General features: G+C 35.9%; 18 protein-coding genes. 10 read left to right on the top strand and 8 right to left on the bottom strand.

Annotated elements, in window-relative coordinates:
- The first annotated feature begins 44 nt into the window (after nt 1-44).
- Nucleotides 45-566, top strand: coding sequence for a shikimate kinase (locus tag ACB104_RS09135; protein WP_370478109.1), 522 nt, complete (start codon nt 45-47; stop codon nt 564-566).
- Here the strand turns inward: ACB104_RS09135 and ACB104_RS09130 are convergent.
- On the bottom strand, nt 558-1,061 hold the full coding sequence (locus tag ACB104_RS09130; protein WP_370478107.1) for a phosphoribosyltransferase domain-containing protein: 504 nt from the start codon (nt 1,059-1,061) through the stop codon (nt 558-560). The genes ACB104_RS09135 and ACB104_RS09130 overlap by 9 nt on opposite strands.
- A gap of 29 nt (nt 1,062-1,090) precedes the next feature.
- Nucleotides 1,091-1,462: an RNA-binding S4 domain-containing protein gene (locus ACB104_RS09125; RefSeq protein WP_370478106.1), complete on the bottom strand. Its 372-nt coding sequence runs from the start codon at nt 1,460-1,462 to the stop codon at nt 1,091-1,093.
- Between the two features lie 168 nt (nt 1,463-1,630).
- On the opposite strand from ACB104_RS09125, the gene ACB104_RS09120 reads away from it, so the two are divergent.
- Complete coding sequence (locus tag ACB104_RS09120; RefSeq protein WP_370478104.1) at nt 1,631-2,578, top strand: FKBP-type peptidyl-prolyl cis-trans isomerase; 948 nt, start codon at nt 1,631-1,633, stop codon at nt 2,576-2,578.
- A gap of 63 nt (nt 2,579-2,641) precedes the next feature.
- Here ACB104_RS09120 and ACB104_RS09115 read toward each other — a convergent pair whose 3' ends face one another.
- Complete coding sequence (locus ACB104_RS09115; protein ID WP_440871015.1) at nt 2,642-3,229, bottom strand: outer membrane beta-barrel protein; 588 nt, start codon at nt 3,227-3,229, stop codon at nt 2,642-2,644.
- A 171-nt stretch (nt 3,230-3,400) separates the two neighbouring features.
- Here ACB104_RS09115 and tgt point away from each other — a divergent pair, with 171 nt between their 5' ends.
- The 6 genes from tgt (at nt 3,401) to ACB104_RS09085 (ending at nt 10,677) form a co-directional block, all read left to right on the top strand.
- Complete coding sequence (tgt, locus tag ACB104_RS09110; protein WP_370478100.1) at nt 3,401-4,531, top strand: tRNA guanosine(34) transglycosylase Tgt; 1,131 nt, start codon at nt 3,401-3,403, stop codon at nt 4,529-4,531.
- Nucleotides 4,531-5,607, top strand: coding sequence for an LptF/LptG family permease (locus ACB104_RS09105; protein WP_370478098.1), 1,077 nt, complete (start codon nt 4,531-4,533; stop codon nt 5,605-5,607). The genes tgt and ACB104_RS09105 overlap by 1 nt, the downstream gene beginning before the upstream one ends.
- Nucleotides 5,594-6,490 (top strand): DMT family transporter, encoded by an 897-nt coding sequence (locus ACB104_RS09100; RefSeq protein ID WP_370478097.1) that lies wholly within the window; start codon nt 5,594-5,596, stop codon nt 6,488-6,490. Before ACB104_RS09105 ends, ACB104_RS09100 begins: the two co-directional genes overlap by 14 nt.
- A gap of 139 nt (nt 6,491-6,629) precedes the next feature.
- A complete protein-coding gene (locus tag ACB104_RS09095; RefSeq protein ID WP_370478095.1) occupies nt 6,630-7,583 on the top strand; it encodes an acetyl-CoA carboxylase carboxyltransferase subunit alpha in 954 nt (317 codons plus the stop codon).
- Between the two features lie 168 nt (nt 7,584-7,751).
- Nucleotides 7,752-9,293 (top strand): replicative DNA helicase, encoded by a 1,542-nt coding sequence (dnaB, locus tag ACB104_RS09090; protein WP_370478093.1) that lies wholly within the window; start codon nt 7,752-7,754, stop codon nt 9,291-9,293.
- 199 nt (nt 9,294-9,492) lie between these two features.
- The gene (locus ACB104_RS09085; protein WP_370478092.1) at nt 9,493-10,677 is read left to right on the top strand and encodes an asparagine synthetase B; all 1,185 of its coding nucleotides are present in this window, start codon (nt 9,493-9,495) and stop codon (nt 10,675-10,677) included.
- Here the strand turns inward: ACB104_RS09085 and ACB104_RS09080 are convergent.
- The gene (locus tag ACB104_RS09080) at nt 10,674-11,117 is read right to left on the bottom strand and encodes a hypothetical protein (RefSeq protein ID WP_370478090.1); all 444 of its coding nucleotides are present in this window, start codon (nt 11,115-11,117) and stop codon (nt 10,674-10,676) included. The genes ACB104_RS09085 and ACB104_RS09080 overlap by 4 nt on opposite strands.
- A 97-nt stretch (nt 11,118-11,214) precedes the next feature.
- Here ACB104_RS09080 and ACB104_RS09075 point away from each other — a divergent pair, with 97 nt between their 5' ends.
- Nucleotides 11,215-11,637, top strand: coding sequence for a secondary thiamine-phosphate synthase enzyme YjbQ (locus ACB104_RS09075; RefSeq protein ID WP_370478088.1), 423 nt, complete (start codon nt 11,215-11,217; stop codon nt 11,635-11,637).
- Nucleotides 11,638-11,706: 69 nt separating this feature from the next.
- Here ACB104_RS09075 and rplT read toward each other — a convergent pair whose 3' ends face one another.
- The 4 genes from rplT to thrS all read right to left on the bottom strand — a co-directional run bounded on the left by rplT (nt 11,707) and on the right by thrS (nt 14,941).
- Nucleotides 11,707-12,051 (bottom strand): 50S ribosomal protein L20, encoded by a 345-nt coding sequence (gene rplT / locus ACB104_RS09070; protein ID WP_109308747.1) that lies wholly within the window; start codon nt 12,049-12,051, stop codon nt 11,707-11,709.
- Between the two features lie 96 nt (nt 12,052-12,147).
- Nucleotides 12,148-12,345 (bottom strand): 50S ribosomal protein L35, encoded by a 198-nt coding sequence (gene rpmI, locus ACB104_RS09065; protein ID WP_370478086.1) that lies wholly within the window; start codon nt 12,343-12,345, stop codon nt 12,148-12,150.
- A gap of 74 nt (nt 12,346-12,419) precedes the next feature.
- Nucleotides 12,420-12,959 (bottom strand): translation initiation factor IF-3, encoded by a 540-nt coding sequence (gene infC, locus ACB104_RS09060; protein WP_370479076.1) that lies wholly within the window; start codon nt 12,957-12,959, stop codon nt 12,420-12,422.
- Nucleotides 12,960-13,006: 47 nt separating this feature from the next.
- Nucleotides 13,007-14,941 carry a threonine--tRNA ligase gene (gene thrS / locus ACB104_RS09055; RefSeq protein ID WP_370478085.1) on the bottom strand — a complete coding sequence of 645 codons (1,935 nt, stop codon included), beginning with the start codon at nt 14,939-14,941 and terminating at the stop codon, nt 13,007-13,009.
- 242 nt (nt 14,942-15,183) lie between these two features.
- Here thrS and ACB104_RS09050 point away from each other — a divergent pair.
- Nucleotides 15,184-15,392: hypothetical protein (locus ACB104_RS09050; RefSeq protein ID WP_370478084.1), on the top strand; the 209-nt coding region annotated here is incomplete at its 3' end.

Genomic DNA, 15,392 nt, shown 5'->3' with positions numbered 1-15,392 from the left:
CCAGTAAATGGGTATGTTTTTAATAATCAATTCCTAACAATTAAATGATCATTATACTAATCGGGTACATGGCTTCTGGCAAGTCTACCATAGGGGAAATGTTGGCCAACAAATTGGATTATCGTTTTGTTGATTTAGACCATTTTATTGAAGAAAAGGAAAATGGAACGGTGAGTGAAGTTTTTAAGAGAAAAGGTGAAGTCTATTTTAGAAAACAAGAGGCTTTATATTTAAAGAAGTTGCTAAATTCCAATGCAAATATCATATTGGCAGTTGGTGGAGGCACACCTTGCTACAGTGGTAATATGAATTTGATATTGGATACCGAGCATGTTAAAAGCATATACCTTAAAGCATCTTTAAAAACGTTGGTTGATAAGTTGATGTTAAAGAAGGCAACTCGTCCTCTAATTGCCCATATTGAGACTGAAGAAGAAATGACCGAGTTCATTGGGAAACATTTATTTGAGCGCATACAGTTTTATAACAGGGCTCAAATACACATAAATATTGATAACAAATCAAAAGATGAAGTTGTGGAAGACATTATCTTAAAGCTATTTTAAAATGGCTTTATAATCTTTTCCTTCTAGTATTACATCTACATGTTCGTGTAAGGAAGTCGATAAAGAAATGCCTTTAAAATCGGCTTTTACCGGATATTTTTTGTGATTTCTATTCACCAAAACAGCTGTTTTGAATTGCTTTAAAGGCACGTTTAAGAAATGCTTCACTCCATAAATCAACGTAGTTCCAGAACTCAATACATCATCAACTAATACCACAGATTGATTTTTGTAGTCTTCTTCCGGTATTGAAGTTTTTACATCATGCCAAGGATTCTTTTTGTCGATGCTCACCTTACAAAGTATTGGGTTTATATCTGATATTTTTTGAAGCACTGTTTTCAATTTTTGTGCAAATACGAAGCCGTTTTTGTCAATGCCAGCAAGTATTACTTCTTTTTCATTTACGTTGGTCTCGTATATTTGAAAAGCAATCCGTCTAATTTTATTATTAATTTCTGTATGATTTAGAATAACGTTGTTACTTACGGTCATATGTTTTGTCTAAAAATTAAGTTCTAAATTTACCAATTTTCCTCAGTATAATCATCAATATCGCGTCTATCTTTTTTGGTAGGCCTGCCAGTACCTTTCTTTCGGTAATAATCCTTTGAATATTTTAAAAGTTCTCTAGCTTCAAATTGTTCTTTTGGTGTTTTATCTGTTCTATAAATATCAACAAGTTTGGCCCCAACTCTGCTTTCGGGAATATCATTTATTGTTAGTTTATAATTAATTTGGTCTTTTCGTAATTCAATAACATCTTTCGGGTAAACCTCACGGCTGGGCTTTACAACATCACCATTTACTTTAACCTGCCCTTTTTTACAAGCCATTGTGGCAATATTTCTGGTTTTGTAATATCTAGTGCACCATAAATACTTGTCTATTCGCATACAATTATTAATAAAACTACGTTAATGTTTTTGCGCAAGATTGTTTTTAAATTGTATCTTGCGACCTCAAAAATAAGGAATAATAAAGATTCCTAAAATGAAAAGGTGTTTTGGAATTTTGAAACACATTTCAGCAAAATCTACGGTTTGAAAATTAATTGCTTAAAAATGAAAATAAATAAATTTTGTCTCCTTTTTATCGGTTTGACTCTTGGCTTTATAAGCTGCAAAAAGAATGATGATGGTGGTTTTGATGTTGTTGAAATTGAGATAAGGGATCGTGATGAACAGCAAGATGCAGATATGGATTCTTTAGCTATATACTTAGGGAGCCATTACTATAATTCTGAGGATTTGGCAAATATTGGTTTAGATGCTGGTATTCAAGATATAGTAATTACAAAACTTGGGGATGGTGAAGTTGTTCCTGATGGGCACACGTTGTTGATGGATGCTGTTGGTGATTCGAAAAAGACAGTTTATGCGGATACAGATTATGAGTACTTTGTATTAGAAATAAATATAGGAGGTGGTTCTAATTCTCCAACTTTTGCAGATACAGTTCAGATTTTGTATGAAGGATCTTTGAGAGATGGCTCAGTTTTCGATTTTAAATTTATTCCGGATAATAGTCCGTTGGATTTAACGAATGTTATCTCTGGTTGGAGAAAAGTTATCCCAAATTTTAACACTGCTGAGAGCTATGCAATTAACAACGATGGTACAATCAATTATTACAATTCTGGTTTAGGCGTCATGTTTTTGCCGTCAGGCTTGTCATATTTCTATAATTCCAGAACGGGTATACCGGCATATTCTCCATTAATTTTTAAGTTTGAAGTACTTCAATCAAGTGTAAACGACCATGATGAAGATGGTGTTCCTTCATATTTAGAAGATTTAAATAAAAATGGAGAATTACTTTCAGATGATTTTACCACCGCTGATGACGATACAGATGGAGATGGCCTGCCAAATTATTTAGACGATGACGATGATGGAGATGGTGTGCCAACTATAGATGAGGATATAAATGGTGACGGCGACCCAACCAACGATATTGGTAAAAATGGTATTCCCAATTATTTAGATCCTGAGGAAACTTCTTCAAAATAAGAAAAGAACAGTTTAACAAAACAAAAAACCTCGCATCTGCGAGGTTTTTTGTTTCTGTCTAAATTATAGGATAATCGACAGGCTCAAAATTAATTGATCTGGCCGAGTATCCAATCTGTCATTGACGTTTAAATTACTGTTTATGAAAGTGGCTTCATTGTCATTAAAGCCCCGCTCATACCTCAAGTCAATGCCCAATTTGTTGAAGTTCAATCCAATACCAAAATTTAAGCCTACTGTAAAATCATTTTTTACATTATGAATGGCAATACCATCAAACTCTGTATCTAATATGTATTGAAAGGCAGGTCCTCCAAAAAAACTTAATGGTCCCAAAATCTTAGCGCCAACAAGTACGGGAGCATCTAATTTTTGCATTTTAAAAGTGTCGTTGTCATAATCGCTTTTAGTGCTTGTATAAACCAATTCTGGCCTCAAATAGAGATCTTTTCCAATTTTTCCGAAAAGCCCCAAATGATAACCAACGTTACGGTCTGGGTTTTTGGAATTTGCGCTTATAGATTCAAAATAATCGCCATTGGCATTGTAATTTAAACCACCTTTAAAGCCAATGCCCTGAGCTGTTTGTGCGGAAATCGTGGCTGGAATTAAGGCAACCAGCACCAAAAAAAAGAATAAATTTTTAACCAAGGCAACTTTAGATTTTCCATTGCCATTTAAGTTTTTTGAATTTCTCATAATGTTCATTTTAAGATTTGGATTATAATATCAAAAACGTTGCCAAACGTTTATTATTTTCTTTTCATTACAGTAGCTATCATTTTTCAGTTATTTATCTTTGCCCTCCAAGTTGTATGAGATATGAAATTTGAATTACACGCAAAAGACGCCCAAAGTAAAGCCAGAGCGGGAACAATAATCACAGACCATGGGGCTATTGAAACGCCCATTTTTATGCCGGTTGGTACTGTAGCTTCGGTTAAGGGAGTCCATCAGCGAGAACTAAAAAACGATATAAATCCTGATATCATTTTAGGGAATACTTATCACTTGTATTTACGTCCACAAACCGATATTATTGAAAAGGCTGGGGGGCTGCATAAATTCATGAATTGGGATAGAAATATTTTAACAGATTCTGGCGGCTATCAAGTATATTCACTTTCGGCAAACAGAAAAATTAAGGAAGAAGGTGTTAAATTTAAATCGCATATAGATGGAAGCTACCATGTATTCACTCCAGAAAATGTAATGGAAATTCAGCGTTCCATAGGAGCGGATATCATCATGGCTTTCGATGAGTGTACACCTTACCCTTGCGATTATAATTATGCCAAGCGTTCCATGCACATGACGCACCGGTGGTTGGATAGGTGCATCAATCACTTAGAAAAAACACCATTGAAATACGATTACAATCAGGCTTTTTTCCCAATTGTTCAGGGCAGTACCTACAAAGATTTACGCATTCAATCGGCTGAATATATTGCAAATTCTGGAGCAGTTGGCAATGCTATAGGTGGTTTGTCAGTTGGGGAACCTGCAGAAGAAATGTACGCCATGACCGATGTGGTATGTTCTATTTTACCCGAAGATAAGCCCAGATATTTAATGGGTGTGGGTACACCAATCAATATTTTAGAAAATATTGCGTTAGGAGTAGATATGTTTGATTGCGTTATGCCAACTAGAAATGCCAGAAACGGCATGTTGTTTACGGCAAATGGTACTATGAATATTAAAAATTTAAAGTGGGCAAAAGATTTTTCACCGGTAGATGAAATGGGCATTACTTTTGTTGATACTGATTATTCCAAAGCATATTTACGTCATTTATTTACGGTAAATGAACGCTTAGGTGCACAAATAGCCACCATACACAATTTAGGATTTTATTTGTGGTTGGTTCGCGAGGCAAGAAAACATATATTAGCTGGAGATTTCAGACCGTGGAAAGAAAAAATGGTAAAACAAATGAGCAATAGGTTATAGTGAAAATTTTAGATTGGTATATACTAAAGCGCTATTTGTTTACATTTTTTATGATGTTACTGCTTTTTGTTCCTATTGGGATTACAGTACATCTTGCGGAAAAAATTGGTAAAATCCTTGAAAATGAAGTGCCAATTAATGAAGTGCTCCTCTATTTTTTGGATTTCACAATATACTTTGCACATTTATTGTTTCCATTGTTTTTGTTTTTATCAGTTATTTGGTTCACTTCAAAATTAGCCAACAATACTGAGGTTATTGCATTCTTAAGCTCAGGTGTATCTTTTACTCGGTTTTTAAGACCATATTTGATAGGGGCTTCAATAGTGGGTGTTTTGGCTATTGTTTTGGGCCTGTATTTGGCGCCGAAGGCCAGTGAGGGTTTCAATGATTTTACATACAAGTACTTTAAGAGCGGAAGGAGTGCCATTGAAAATACAGATGTGTTCAGGCAAATTAACGACAATGAAATTATTTACGTCAGCAGGTTCGATGTAAAAAATAATACTGGTAGCAACTTCACCTTAGAGCATTTTGATGGAAACAAACTCGAGTATAAAATATCAGCAAGCAGCATAAAATATATTGAGGAAGATACTTTGTACAGGCTAACAAACTACGTAAAAAGGAATGTTGGCGCCAATGAAGATGAACTGGAAATTATTCGACAAAAAGACACCCTATTTGAATTTGATGTAGATGATTTAATCCCGGTTATTTACGCAGCAGAAACCAAAATGTACGGAGATTTAAAGCAATTTATTGCCAAGGAAGAAGCCCGTGGTTCTTCAAATGTTGGTCGGTTTAAGTTGGTTTTGTACAGAAAATGGAGTTTGCCTGTTTCGGTTTTCATTCTAACAATTATTGCAGTTGCTGTTTCTTCAATAAAAAGAAGAGGTGGGATGGGGGTAAATCTGGCCGTTGGAATTTGTATCGCCATGGTTTTCGTTTTTTTCGACAAGATTTTTGGTGTTATGGCAGAGCAATCTGATTTTTCCCCTATAGTTGCGGTGTGGTTTCCTAACTTCATTTTTGGTATTTTAGCGGCTTATCTCTTGTATAATGCCAAGCGTTAAGTTTAAAAATTATCTACACCTTCATTTTTTAGTTTTTATAGCTGGCTTTACGGCAATTTTGGGCGAATTGATAACCATTAAAGCGGTGTCTTTGGTCTGGTACAGAATGGTTATTGCGGCCATATTGATGTTTATTTTCATAAAGGTCATCAAAGTTAAATTGAAGATTAGCCCAAAATCAATTTTAAGGTTTGCAATTGCCGGCGTCATTATAGCGTTGCATTGGATTACTTTTTTTGGAGCTATAGATGAATCTAATGTTTCCATAACGCTTGCCATGTTTTCAACAGGTGCTTTTTTTGCTTCAATAATTGAACCCATGATTTATAAACGGCGCATTGTCTGGTACGAAATCCTATTTGGCATTCTTATTATAATGGGTGTTTTTATAATAACCCAAGGTGAAATTCAGTATTTAACCGGTATCATTTTAGGGGTTTCATCTGCATTTTTTTCATCGTTGTTTGCCGTTTTAAACGGAAGCTTTTCAAAAAGACATTCGGCAACTGTAATTTCATTCTACGAATTTTTGAGTGGTGTTGGGTTCATTTCGCTTTACATTTTGTGTTTTGGTGATGGGTTCTCAAGCAATTATTTTAATCTTTCTTGGTCAGATTTCACATATTTATTCATTTTAGCTTCGGTTTGTACGGCTTATGCATTTATTGCATCGGTTTACGTTATGAAGGTTATTAGTCCCTACACGGTTGTTCTAACCTATAATTTAGAGCCACTTTACGGTATAATTTTGGCTGTTTTATTGTTCCCAGAAAAAGAAAGAATGAGCACAACATTCTATTATGGAGCAGCTATAATTTTAAGTGTAGTATTGTTAAATGCATACTTGAAAAACAGAGCAAGGTTTAAAGCCAATCGTTTATAAAGGATATGATATTTATTGTTTCTATTTCAGAAACTGTGTTGCAATAAATTCTTTATTTAGGATTGTTTCTAATTTCAAAACAAAATAAAATATGTAATTTTGTGAACTAACTAATTTTAAAAGCCAAAACAAAATTCTTATGGAATATTTAGAATTTGAACTTCCCATAAAAGAACTTGAAGAGCAGCTTCAAAAGTGTAAAATTATTGGAGAAGAAAGTGAAGTTGATGTTACAGAAACTTGCAAACAGATAGAAAAAAAATTAGCAACGGCACAAAAGGATATCTACAAGAATTTAACGGCATGGCAGCGTGTTCAGTTATCAAGACACCCAGATAGGCCTTATACAATGGACCATATTCGGGCCATTTGTGGAGGCACTTTTTTGGAATTGCACGGCGACAGAAGTTTTAAAGACGATAAAGCCATGATTGGAGGTTTAGGTAAAATAGGCGACCAAAGTTTTATGTTTATAGGGCAGCAAAAAGGCTATAACACTAAGACCAGACAATATAGAAATTTCGGTATGGCAAATCCTGAAGGGTATAGAAAAGCGCTTCGATTGATGAAGTCAGCTGAAAAGTTCGGGATTCCAATCGTAACCCTCCTTGACACTCCAGGTGCATATCCAGGTTTAGAGGCCGAAGAAAGGGGCCAAGGAGAAGCTATTGCTAGAAATATTCTGGAAATGACAAAGTTGAAAGTGCCGATTATTACTATAGTTATAGGTGAAGGTGCTTCCGGTGGTGCTTTAGGAATTGGTGTTGGTGATCGGGTTTTAATGCTGGAAAACACTTGGTATTCTGTAATTTCCCCAGAGTCTTGCTCATCAATTTTATGGCGTAGTTGGGAATATAAGGAACAGGCAGCGGAAGCTTTAAAATTAACCGCAGCTGATATGAAAAAGCTTAAATTGGTTGACGGAATTATAAGAGAGCCGCTTGGTGGGGCACACAGGGATAGGGAAAAGACTTTTAAGTTAGTGAGCGATGCCATTGTGAAAAATTATGAGGAACTTAAAAACTTATCACCAAAAGATTTAGTAGGCCAACGCATGGAAAAATATGCGAATATGGGCGTTTTTAAAGACTAATTTTTTGAAAATCATAGCAATTGATAAATCCGAAGTTTTAGGCTTCGGTTTTTTTATGCCTATTCACAATATTTTTAAGTTATTAACAGTTAATTTGTTAACTGTTTGTGAACAATCAAAACCACGAGAAATCTCCAAAAACGTTTCTTTTTATTTACTTTCGTAGTTATGAAACAACCCAACCAGCTCCAAGGATATAAAGTCGATAAAAGTACCCTAATTAGTCTAGAAAAAGGAAAGATTCCGCCACAAGCTCTTGATTTAGAAGAGGTTGTGTTGGGAGCTATGATGATTGATAAGAAAGGTGTTGATGAAGTAATTGACATTTTAAGCCCAGATGCTTTCTATAAAGAAGCACATCAGCATATATTTGAGGCAATTTTCCAATTATTTGAAAATAGTGAGCCCGTAGATTTGTTAACCGTTTCGGCGCAGTTGAAAAAGAATGCCAAATTAGAACTTGTTGGAGGCGATTTTTACCTTATTTCGCTTACACAAAAAGTATCTTCTTCAGCGCATATAGAATTTCATGCCCGCATCATTCTTCAAAAATTTATTCAACGAAGTTTGATTAAAATTTCAAATGAAATAATTGAAGACTCGTACGACGAAACCAAGGATGTTTTCGATTTGTTAGACAAAGCAGAGGCAAAGCTCTATGAAGTTACCCAAGGAAACATAAAAAAGTCTAGCGAAACTGCACAGGATTTAGTAATTCAGGCCAAAAAGAAAATTGAGGAAATCTCAAATAAAGAAGGACTTAGTGGTATTCCAACAGGATTTAACAAACTGGATAAATTAACTTCAGGTTGGCAACCATCCGATTTAATTATTGTTGCGGCACGTCCCGGTATGGGTAAAACTGCTTTGACGCTTTCAATGGCACGAAATATAGCCGTAGATCAAAATATACCGGTAGCTTTCTTTTCTTTGGAGATGGCTTCGGTACAATTAATTACCCGTTTGATTTCAAGTGAAACAGGGTTGTCTTCTGAAAAATTAAGGACAGGAAAACTTGAAAAGCATGAATGGGAACAGCTTAATGTAAAAGTTAAAGGTCTTGAACGGGCACCTTTGTTTATAGATGATACGCCGTCACTTTCCATTTTCGATTTAAGAGCAAAAGCGCGTCGTTTGTCGTCGCAACATGGTATTAAGTTAATTATGATTGATTACTTGCAATTGATGACCGGTGGCAGTAGCCATGGAGGAAATCGTGAGCAAGAAATTTCTATGATTTCAAGAAACTTAAAAGCATTGGCCAAGGAGCTTAATGTTCCTGTAATTGCGCTTTCCCAGTTATCGCGTGCGGTAGAAACTCGCGGTGGTAGTAAACGTCCATTGTTATCTGATTTGCGTGAATCTGGTGCTATTGAACAAGATGCCGATATTGTGAGCTTTATTTACAGACCAGAATACTATAAAATTGATGAGTGGGATGACGAAGAACGCTCACCAACTGAGGGTCAAGCTGAGTTTATCGTTGCTAAGCACCGTAACGGAGGGTTGGATAATATTCGTTTGAAATTTATTGGGCATTTAGGTAAGTTTGATAATTTGGATGATTTTGATTCACCTTTTGAATTCCATTCTAAAATGAATGCTGCTGCAAACGATGATACGTTCAAATCAGATGATTTTAAGGCTAGTCCAGACCAAGCTTTTGGAAGCTCATTTAATGACGAAGATGATAATGACGTACCTTTTTAAAAAATTAAACTCCTGTTAAACCATATTCTGTTAAATTATTTTTTGAGTATCTTTCGCTGAATTAAGTTTTCTTTGTCCCTCTTTAATAAAAGAACAGACAAGAAACTCTTTAAATTAGCCTCAATTGAAAAGAATACTGATCATATTTCTATTTGCTTTGTTAGGATTTAGATCCTTTGCGTCCTACATTCTGTTGCCAATGGATGCAGAGAGCCAAAAGAACCACCTGAAAGCTTACGGAATAACCTATTGGACACTAAGTAAACAACTCAAGGTAAAATGGCTTCTAAATTACCGAGGAGGCTCATTCTTGCTCCCAGATACTGAAGCTATTCAACGTGAATGCCAAATTAGAGGTGTCTCTTTTGAAGTGATCTCAAATGATAAAGCAGAATATATCCTTCAAGAAATAAGCAGTCCAAGTCAAAATATGGAGGCCGTTGTTTTGGAAAAAGCACCAAAGATAGCTGTATACACGCCTAGTGGAAAATTACCGTGGGATGATGCGGTAACAATGGTTTTGCAATACGCCGAAATACCTTATGAAACTATTTACGACGAAGAAGTGTTAAACGACGGACTTTTGGTTTTTGATTGGTTGCATTTGCACCATGAGGATTTTACGGGACAGTTTGGTAAATTTTATGCGCAATATAGGGCAGCTTCTTGGTATATCCAAGAGAAGAAGGAAGCAGAAGAATTGGCGCAAAAACTTGGTTACAGTAAGGTTTCTGAAGAAAAATTGGCTGTTGCAATTAAAATTCGTGATTATGTGATTGGAGGTGGTTTTATGTTTGCCATGTGTAGTGCAACCGACAGCTTTGATATTGCCCTCTCAGCGGAAAATGTAGATATTTGTGAGCCTATGTTTGATGGCGATGGCAGCGATCCTGCCTATCAAAACAAGATTAATTACAATAAAACCTTCGCTTTTACCAATTTTATTTTGGAACGTAGCCCCATGGTTTATGAGTTTTCTTCTATTGATACGACTAGAAAAAGAATGATTCCCAGGACAGCAGATTATTTTTCACTTATGGAATTTTCAGCAAAATGGGATCCTGTTCCAACTATGTTGTGCCAAAACCATACGGCGTTGGTTAAGGGGTTTATGGGGCAAACAACATCATTTACCAGAGATGAAATAAAATCAAATGTTTTGATAATGGGTGAGACAAAAGCAAATGGTGAGGCAAAATACATTCACAGTATTAAAGGAAAAGGCTTCTTCACATTCTATGGTGGGCACGATCCAGAGGACTATCAACATCGTGTAGGGGATTCTAAAACAGAACTTGATTTACATCCCACCTCTCCAGGATATCGATTAATTTTGAATAATGTTCTGTTTCCTGCGGCGAGAAAGAAAAAGCAAAAAACTTAAATTTCTTCTTGTTCTGTTACTTTTTTGAACGTATAGATAAACCCATCAGCTGCAGAGCCGCTTGTGGTTATATTTTGGTCAATTACTAATTCTGTATCAGAAAATGAATAAGCACCAAATTCAGCTCCATCAATGTAAAGAAAATAGTTTTCGTTAAAATAGGAAACTGAAAAGGAATAGGTTCCGGAAGATAAACCATCTTGTTTAGTGTTGTCTGTGTTGCCGTTTTCAATGGTTAGAGTACCGTTCACTTCATTAAATGACCAAATAACAGTATCTAAATCAAATTGGTCATCAACACCTGCCAGACCACCGCTTATATTTGTTAAATGCCAAAAAACTATGGTTATTGTTCCACTAGTACTGCTTGTGCCATTATCTATGGAACAATTGGTTAGCAAGAAAAAACAAAGAATTATTTTAATTAAACGATGTTTCATAGTAGTATTTGCATTTATGTACTAGATGATGCAGATTGAAAATGGTTGCGTAATGGAGTTAAAAAATAACTTTGATTATTTTTGAATAAAAATTAGAATGTTATTTTTTCAAAAAGAAATTAAGTTAAAGTCCTTTTCAAGAGGATTTCATCTCATTACAGATGAGATTATTGGGGCTATTCCTGAATTTAATCAAATTAAAGTAGGGCAAATGCAGGTTTTTATCAAGCATACTTCAGCCAGTTTAACAATAAATGAAAATGCCGATTATACAGTTAGAACCGATTTTGAAAGCCATTTTAATAAAATGGTTCCCGAAAATGCTCCCTATTACAAACACACCTATGAAGGCTCGGACGATATGCCCGCTCACATTAAAAGCTCATTGCTTGGTGCTTCGGTGCAAATCCCAATCACAAATGGTGAGCTTAATTTAGGTATTTGGCAAGGCATTTATTTATGTGAGCATAGAGATTATGGAGGTTCAAGAAAATTGATTGTTACTTGTTTTGGGGTATAAAAAAATCCGACTCTTTCGAATCGGATTCTTTATTAAGCGAATAATATGTTATACAATAGGCGATACGCCTTATTTTACTTTCTCTATTACGGCTTTAAAGGCCTCAGGGTTGTTCATCGCTAAATCTGCTAAAACCTTACGGTTTAGTTCAATGTCATTAGCTTTTAGTTTTCCCATGAATTGAGAATAAGATAACCCATGTTCTCTGGCTCCTGCGTTAATACGCGTAATCCATAAGGCACGGAATGTTCTCTTTTTGTTTCTGCGGTCTCTGTACGAGTATTGCATCGCTTTGTCAACCGCATTTTTGGCTACAGTCCAAACGTTTTTACGACGTCCAAAGTAACCTTTTGCTTGTTTAAGAACCTTTTTTCTTCTGGCTCTTTTCGCTACAGAATTTACTGATCTTGGCATAATTTTAATTGTTTTTTGTAGTAGGCGGCCAAAATTGACGCTTTAATTGAGCCTAACTCCAGGGTTTATAAATTGTTTTAACCGGTTAAAACGTTGTTACTTTAAACGTAACATGGTTTTAACATTGTCCTCATCTGACTTATCCACTAAGGTGTCATGAGTCAAAGAAAGTTTTCGCTTTTTAGACTTCTTTGTCAAGATGTGGCTTTTAAAAGCGTGCTTTCTTTTAATCTTACCAGTACCAGTTAACTTGAAACGTTTTTTGGCACTAGATTTCGTTTTCATTTTAGGCATTTTCTTCTCCTAGTTTATTAATTATCGCTTAATTATTGTTGTTATGCTGAACTTACTTTCAGCATCTTATAATTTTATTTTTTCGGAGCAATAAACATGGTCATTCGTTTACCTTCTAATTGAGGCATCTGCTCAACTTTTCCAAATTCTTCAAGATCTTGTGCCAATCTTAACAACAAGATTTGCCCTTGTTCTTTGAAAATGATGGAACGCCCTTTAAAGAATACAAAGGCTTTTAACTTGGCACCTTCTTTTAAGAACTTTTCTGCATGTTTCTTTTTAAATTCGTAATCATGGTCATCTGTTTGAGGTCCAAAACGAATTTCTTTGATAGTTACTTTACTGGCTTTTGCCTTTAAAGCTTTCTCGCGTTTCTTTTGCTCATAAAGAAACTTTTTATAATCCATAACTTTACAAACAGGAGGATCTGCATTTGGAGAAATCTCTACTAAATCTAATTCCAACTCGTTGGCTATTCTCATAGCGTCTCCTTTGGTATAAATACCAACTTCAACATTGTCTCCTACAAGACGCAGTTTTTGTGCCGTAATTTTAGAGTTAATCTTGTGCTTATCCTCTTGTGAAACCCTTCTAGGGTCTTGTCTTCTTCTAATTGCTATGGCGTTATTGTTTTAAGTTAAACTTAATTATTATTTATTTTCTAAAACGATTTCAATGTTTTTCTAATGTCATCGTTAATTCTTTGGCTGAATTCTTCAATTGAAATCATGCCTAAATCTGCTCCACCATGTTTACGCACAGTGATTTTGTCTTCTTGCTCTTCCTGCTCACCAATAATAATCATATAAGGATATTTTTGCATTTCGGCTTCCCGAATTTTCTTCCCTATAGTCTCATTTCTGTGGTCAACAAGGGCGCGAATTTCGTCATTTTCTAGCAAATTTAAAACTTTTTGTGAGTATTTTTCATATTTCTCGCTAATTGACAGGATAATAGCTTGGGTCGGCATTAACCATAACGGGAAGTTGCCTCCAGTATGTTCCAACAGCAATGCAACAAAACGCTCCATGCTTCCAAAAGGGGCACGGTGAATCATTACAGGTCTATGTAACTCATTATCACTTCCTTTATAGGTAAGGTCAAAGCGTTCGGGTAAATTATAATCTACTTGAATTGTTCCCAATTGCCAACGTCTGCCCAAAGCGTCTTTAACCATAAAATCCAATTTAGGGCCATAAAATGCCGCTTCACCAGTTTCAATAACATAATCCAAACCTTTGTCGTTGGCAGCATTAATAATGGCTTGCTCGGCTTTTTCCCAATTGCTCACGTCGCCAATATATTTGTCGGGATTCTCGGGATCCCTTAAGGAAACTTGTGCGGTAAAGTTTTCAAAACCAAGCGAGCCAAAAACGTATAGAACCAAATCAATAACATCTTTAAACTCTTTGTCCAACTGTTCTGGTGTGCAAAATAAATGGGCATCATCCTGGGTAAAACCTCTAACTCTGGTTAAGCCGTGTAATTCTCCACTTTGTTCATATCTGTAAACGGTGCCAAATTCAGCAAAACGCTTTGGTAAATCTTTATAGCTCCATTGGCTGTTTTTATATATTTCGCAATGGTGTGGGCAGTTCATTGGCTTCAGCAAAAACTCTTCGTCCTCTTTAGGCGTATGAATTGGTTGGAAACTATCTTCACCGTATTTGGCATAATGACCAGATGTAACATAAAGTTCTTTTTGCCCAATATGCGGTGTGACCACCATTTCATATCCTGCTTTCTTCTGGGCTGCTTTTAAAAAGTTTTCCAAACGCTCCCTTAAGGCTGCGCCTTTAGGCAACCAAAGAGGTAAACCTTGACCTACTTTTTGAGAAAACGTAAAAAGCTCCAATTCTTTACCTAGTTTTCTGTGGTCGCGTTTTTTCGCCTCCTCCAGTAATTCTAAATATTCAGTAAGTTCTTTTTGCTTTGGGAACGATATGCCGTAAACACGAGTAAGTTGAGATTTATTTTCATCACCACGCCAATAAGCTCCAGCTACACTAAGTATTTTAACTGCCTTTATTATGCCTGTATTGGGAATGTGCCCCCCTCGACATAAGTCTGTAAAAGTTGCATGGTCGCAAAATGTAATGCTGCCATCCTCTAAATTTTCAATCAATTCGGTTTTAAAAGGATTGTCTTTATAGAGGGACAAAGCTTCAGCTTTACTTGCTGAGCGCATTTTAAAGTCATGCTTTCCTCTTGCAATTTCCAGCATTTTGTTTTCAATCGTCTTAAAATCCTTTTCAGAAACAGAATGTTCCCCAAAATCTACATCATAATAAAAACCATTTTCAATAGCTGGGCCAATAGTAAGTTTCGCACCAGGATACAACTCTTCAATTGCCTGTGCCAAAACGTGAGCAGAACTGTGCCAAAAAGCCGTTTTGCCTGCATCGTCCTGCCATGTATATAATATCAATTTACCGTCGGTGTTCAAAGGAGTTACGGTTTCCACAGTTGTACCATTATAATTTGCCGAAATTACATTTCTGGCAAACCCCTCGCTAATGCTTTTTGCAACATCCATTGGTGTAACGCCGTTGTCAAACGTTTTAACACTCCCATCCGGTAAAGTAATATGTATCATTTTATAAATTGAAATTCGGCTGCAAAGATAATAGTATAAACAAACACATACAATATATAAATAGGTATAATTTTCTTTTTGGCGTTCCCGCACGGGGCGGGCTTTCCGTTACAAGTCCTCGCTCGTACCTCGCTGTGGGCTATCCACTTCGATCCCTAACGCAATTTGGGCTAGGTTAAATATTTTAAATGTTAAGGCTTGAATATTCGTCGGTTTTTTGTATCTTACAGATTCCCCCTGCAATGAAAAATAGAATAGTGTTCGGGTTGGTTTTAGTGTTTTTTAAGCAAAAACCACTGGCAACCAATCTATTGCGCCGGTTAAAAAAAACATTTAAAAAAAAGATTAAAAAATCCATTGCGGTATTGAAAAAGGGTGTTATGTTTGCACCCGCAAAAAACGGCAAGTCCGTTGGGCGCCAAGTTCATTGTCCGGGTGTTTTTTCAGGTAT

The organism is Tamlana flava, assembly GCF_041287255.1.
Classification (GTDB): Bacteria; Bacteroidota; Bacteroidia; order Flavobacteriales; family Flavobacteriaceae; genus Tamlana; species Tamlana flava.
The sequence above is the reverse complement of the archived record's forward strand: the minus strand, read 5'-3'. Positions and strand labels throughout refer to the sequence as shown.

Excerpts from the sequence above, each read along its gene's own strand:
- ACB104_RS09135 (WP_370478109.1), top strand. The coding sequence starts at position 45 with ATGATCATTATACTAATCGGGTACATGGCTTCTGGCAAGTCTACCATA.
- ACB104_RS09130 (WP_370478107.1), bottom strand. The coding sequence starts at position 1,061 with ATGACCGTAAGTAACAACGTTATTCTAAATCATACAGAAATTAATAAT.
- ACB104_RS09125 (WP_370478106.1), bottom strand. The coding sequence starts at position 1,462 with ATGCGAATAGACAAGTATTTATGGTGCACTAGATATTACAAAACCAGA.
- ACB104_RS09120 (WP_370478104.1), top strand. The coding sequence starts at position 1,631 with ATGAAAATAAATAAATTTTGTCTCCTTTTTATCGGTTTGACTCTTGGC.
- tgt (WP_370478100.1), top strand. The coding sequence starts at position 3,401 with ATGAAATTTGAATTACACGCAAAAGACGCCCAAAGTAAAGCCAGAGCG.
- ACB104_RS09100 (WP_370478097.1), top strand. The coding sequence starts at position 5,594 with ATGCCAAGCGTTAAGTTTAAAAATTATCTACACCTTCATTTTTTAGTT.
- ACB104_RS09095 (WP_370478095.1), top strand. The coding sequence starts at position 6,630 with ATGGAATATTTAGAATTTGAACTTCCCATAAAAGAACTTGAAGAGCAG.
- dnaB (WP_370478093.1), top strand. The coding sequence starts at position 7,752 with ATGAAACAACCCAACCAGCTCCAAGGATATAAAGTCGATAAAAGTACC.
- ACB104_RS09085 (WP_370478092.1), top strand. The coding sequence starts at position 9,493 with ATGGATGCAGAGAGCCAAAAGAACCACCTGAAAGCTTACGGAATAACC.
- ACB104_RS09080 (WP_370478090.1), bottom strand. The coding sequence starts at position 11,117 with ATGAAACATCGTTTAATTAAAATAATTCTTTGTTTTTTCTTGCTAACC.
- ACB104_RS09075 (WP_370478088.1), top strand. The coding sequence starts at position 11,215 with ATGTTATTTTTTCAAAAAGAAATTAAGTTAAAGTCCTTTTCAAGAGGA.
- rplT (WP_109308747.1), bottom strand. The coding sequence starts at position 12,051 with ATGCCAAGATCAGTAAATTCTGTAGCGAAAAGAGCCAGAAGAAAAAAG.
- rpmI (WP_370478086.1), bottom strand. The coding sequence starts at position 12,345 with ATGCCTAAAATGAAAACGAAATCTAGTGCCAAAAAACGTTTCAAGTTA.
- thrS (WP_370478085.1), bottom strand. The coding sequence starts at position 14,941 with ATGATACATATTACTTTACCGGATGGGAGTGTTAAAACGTTTGACAAC.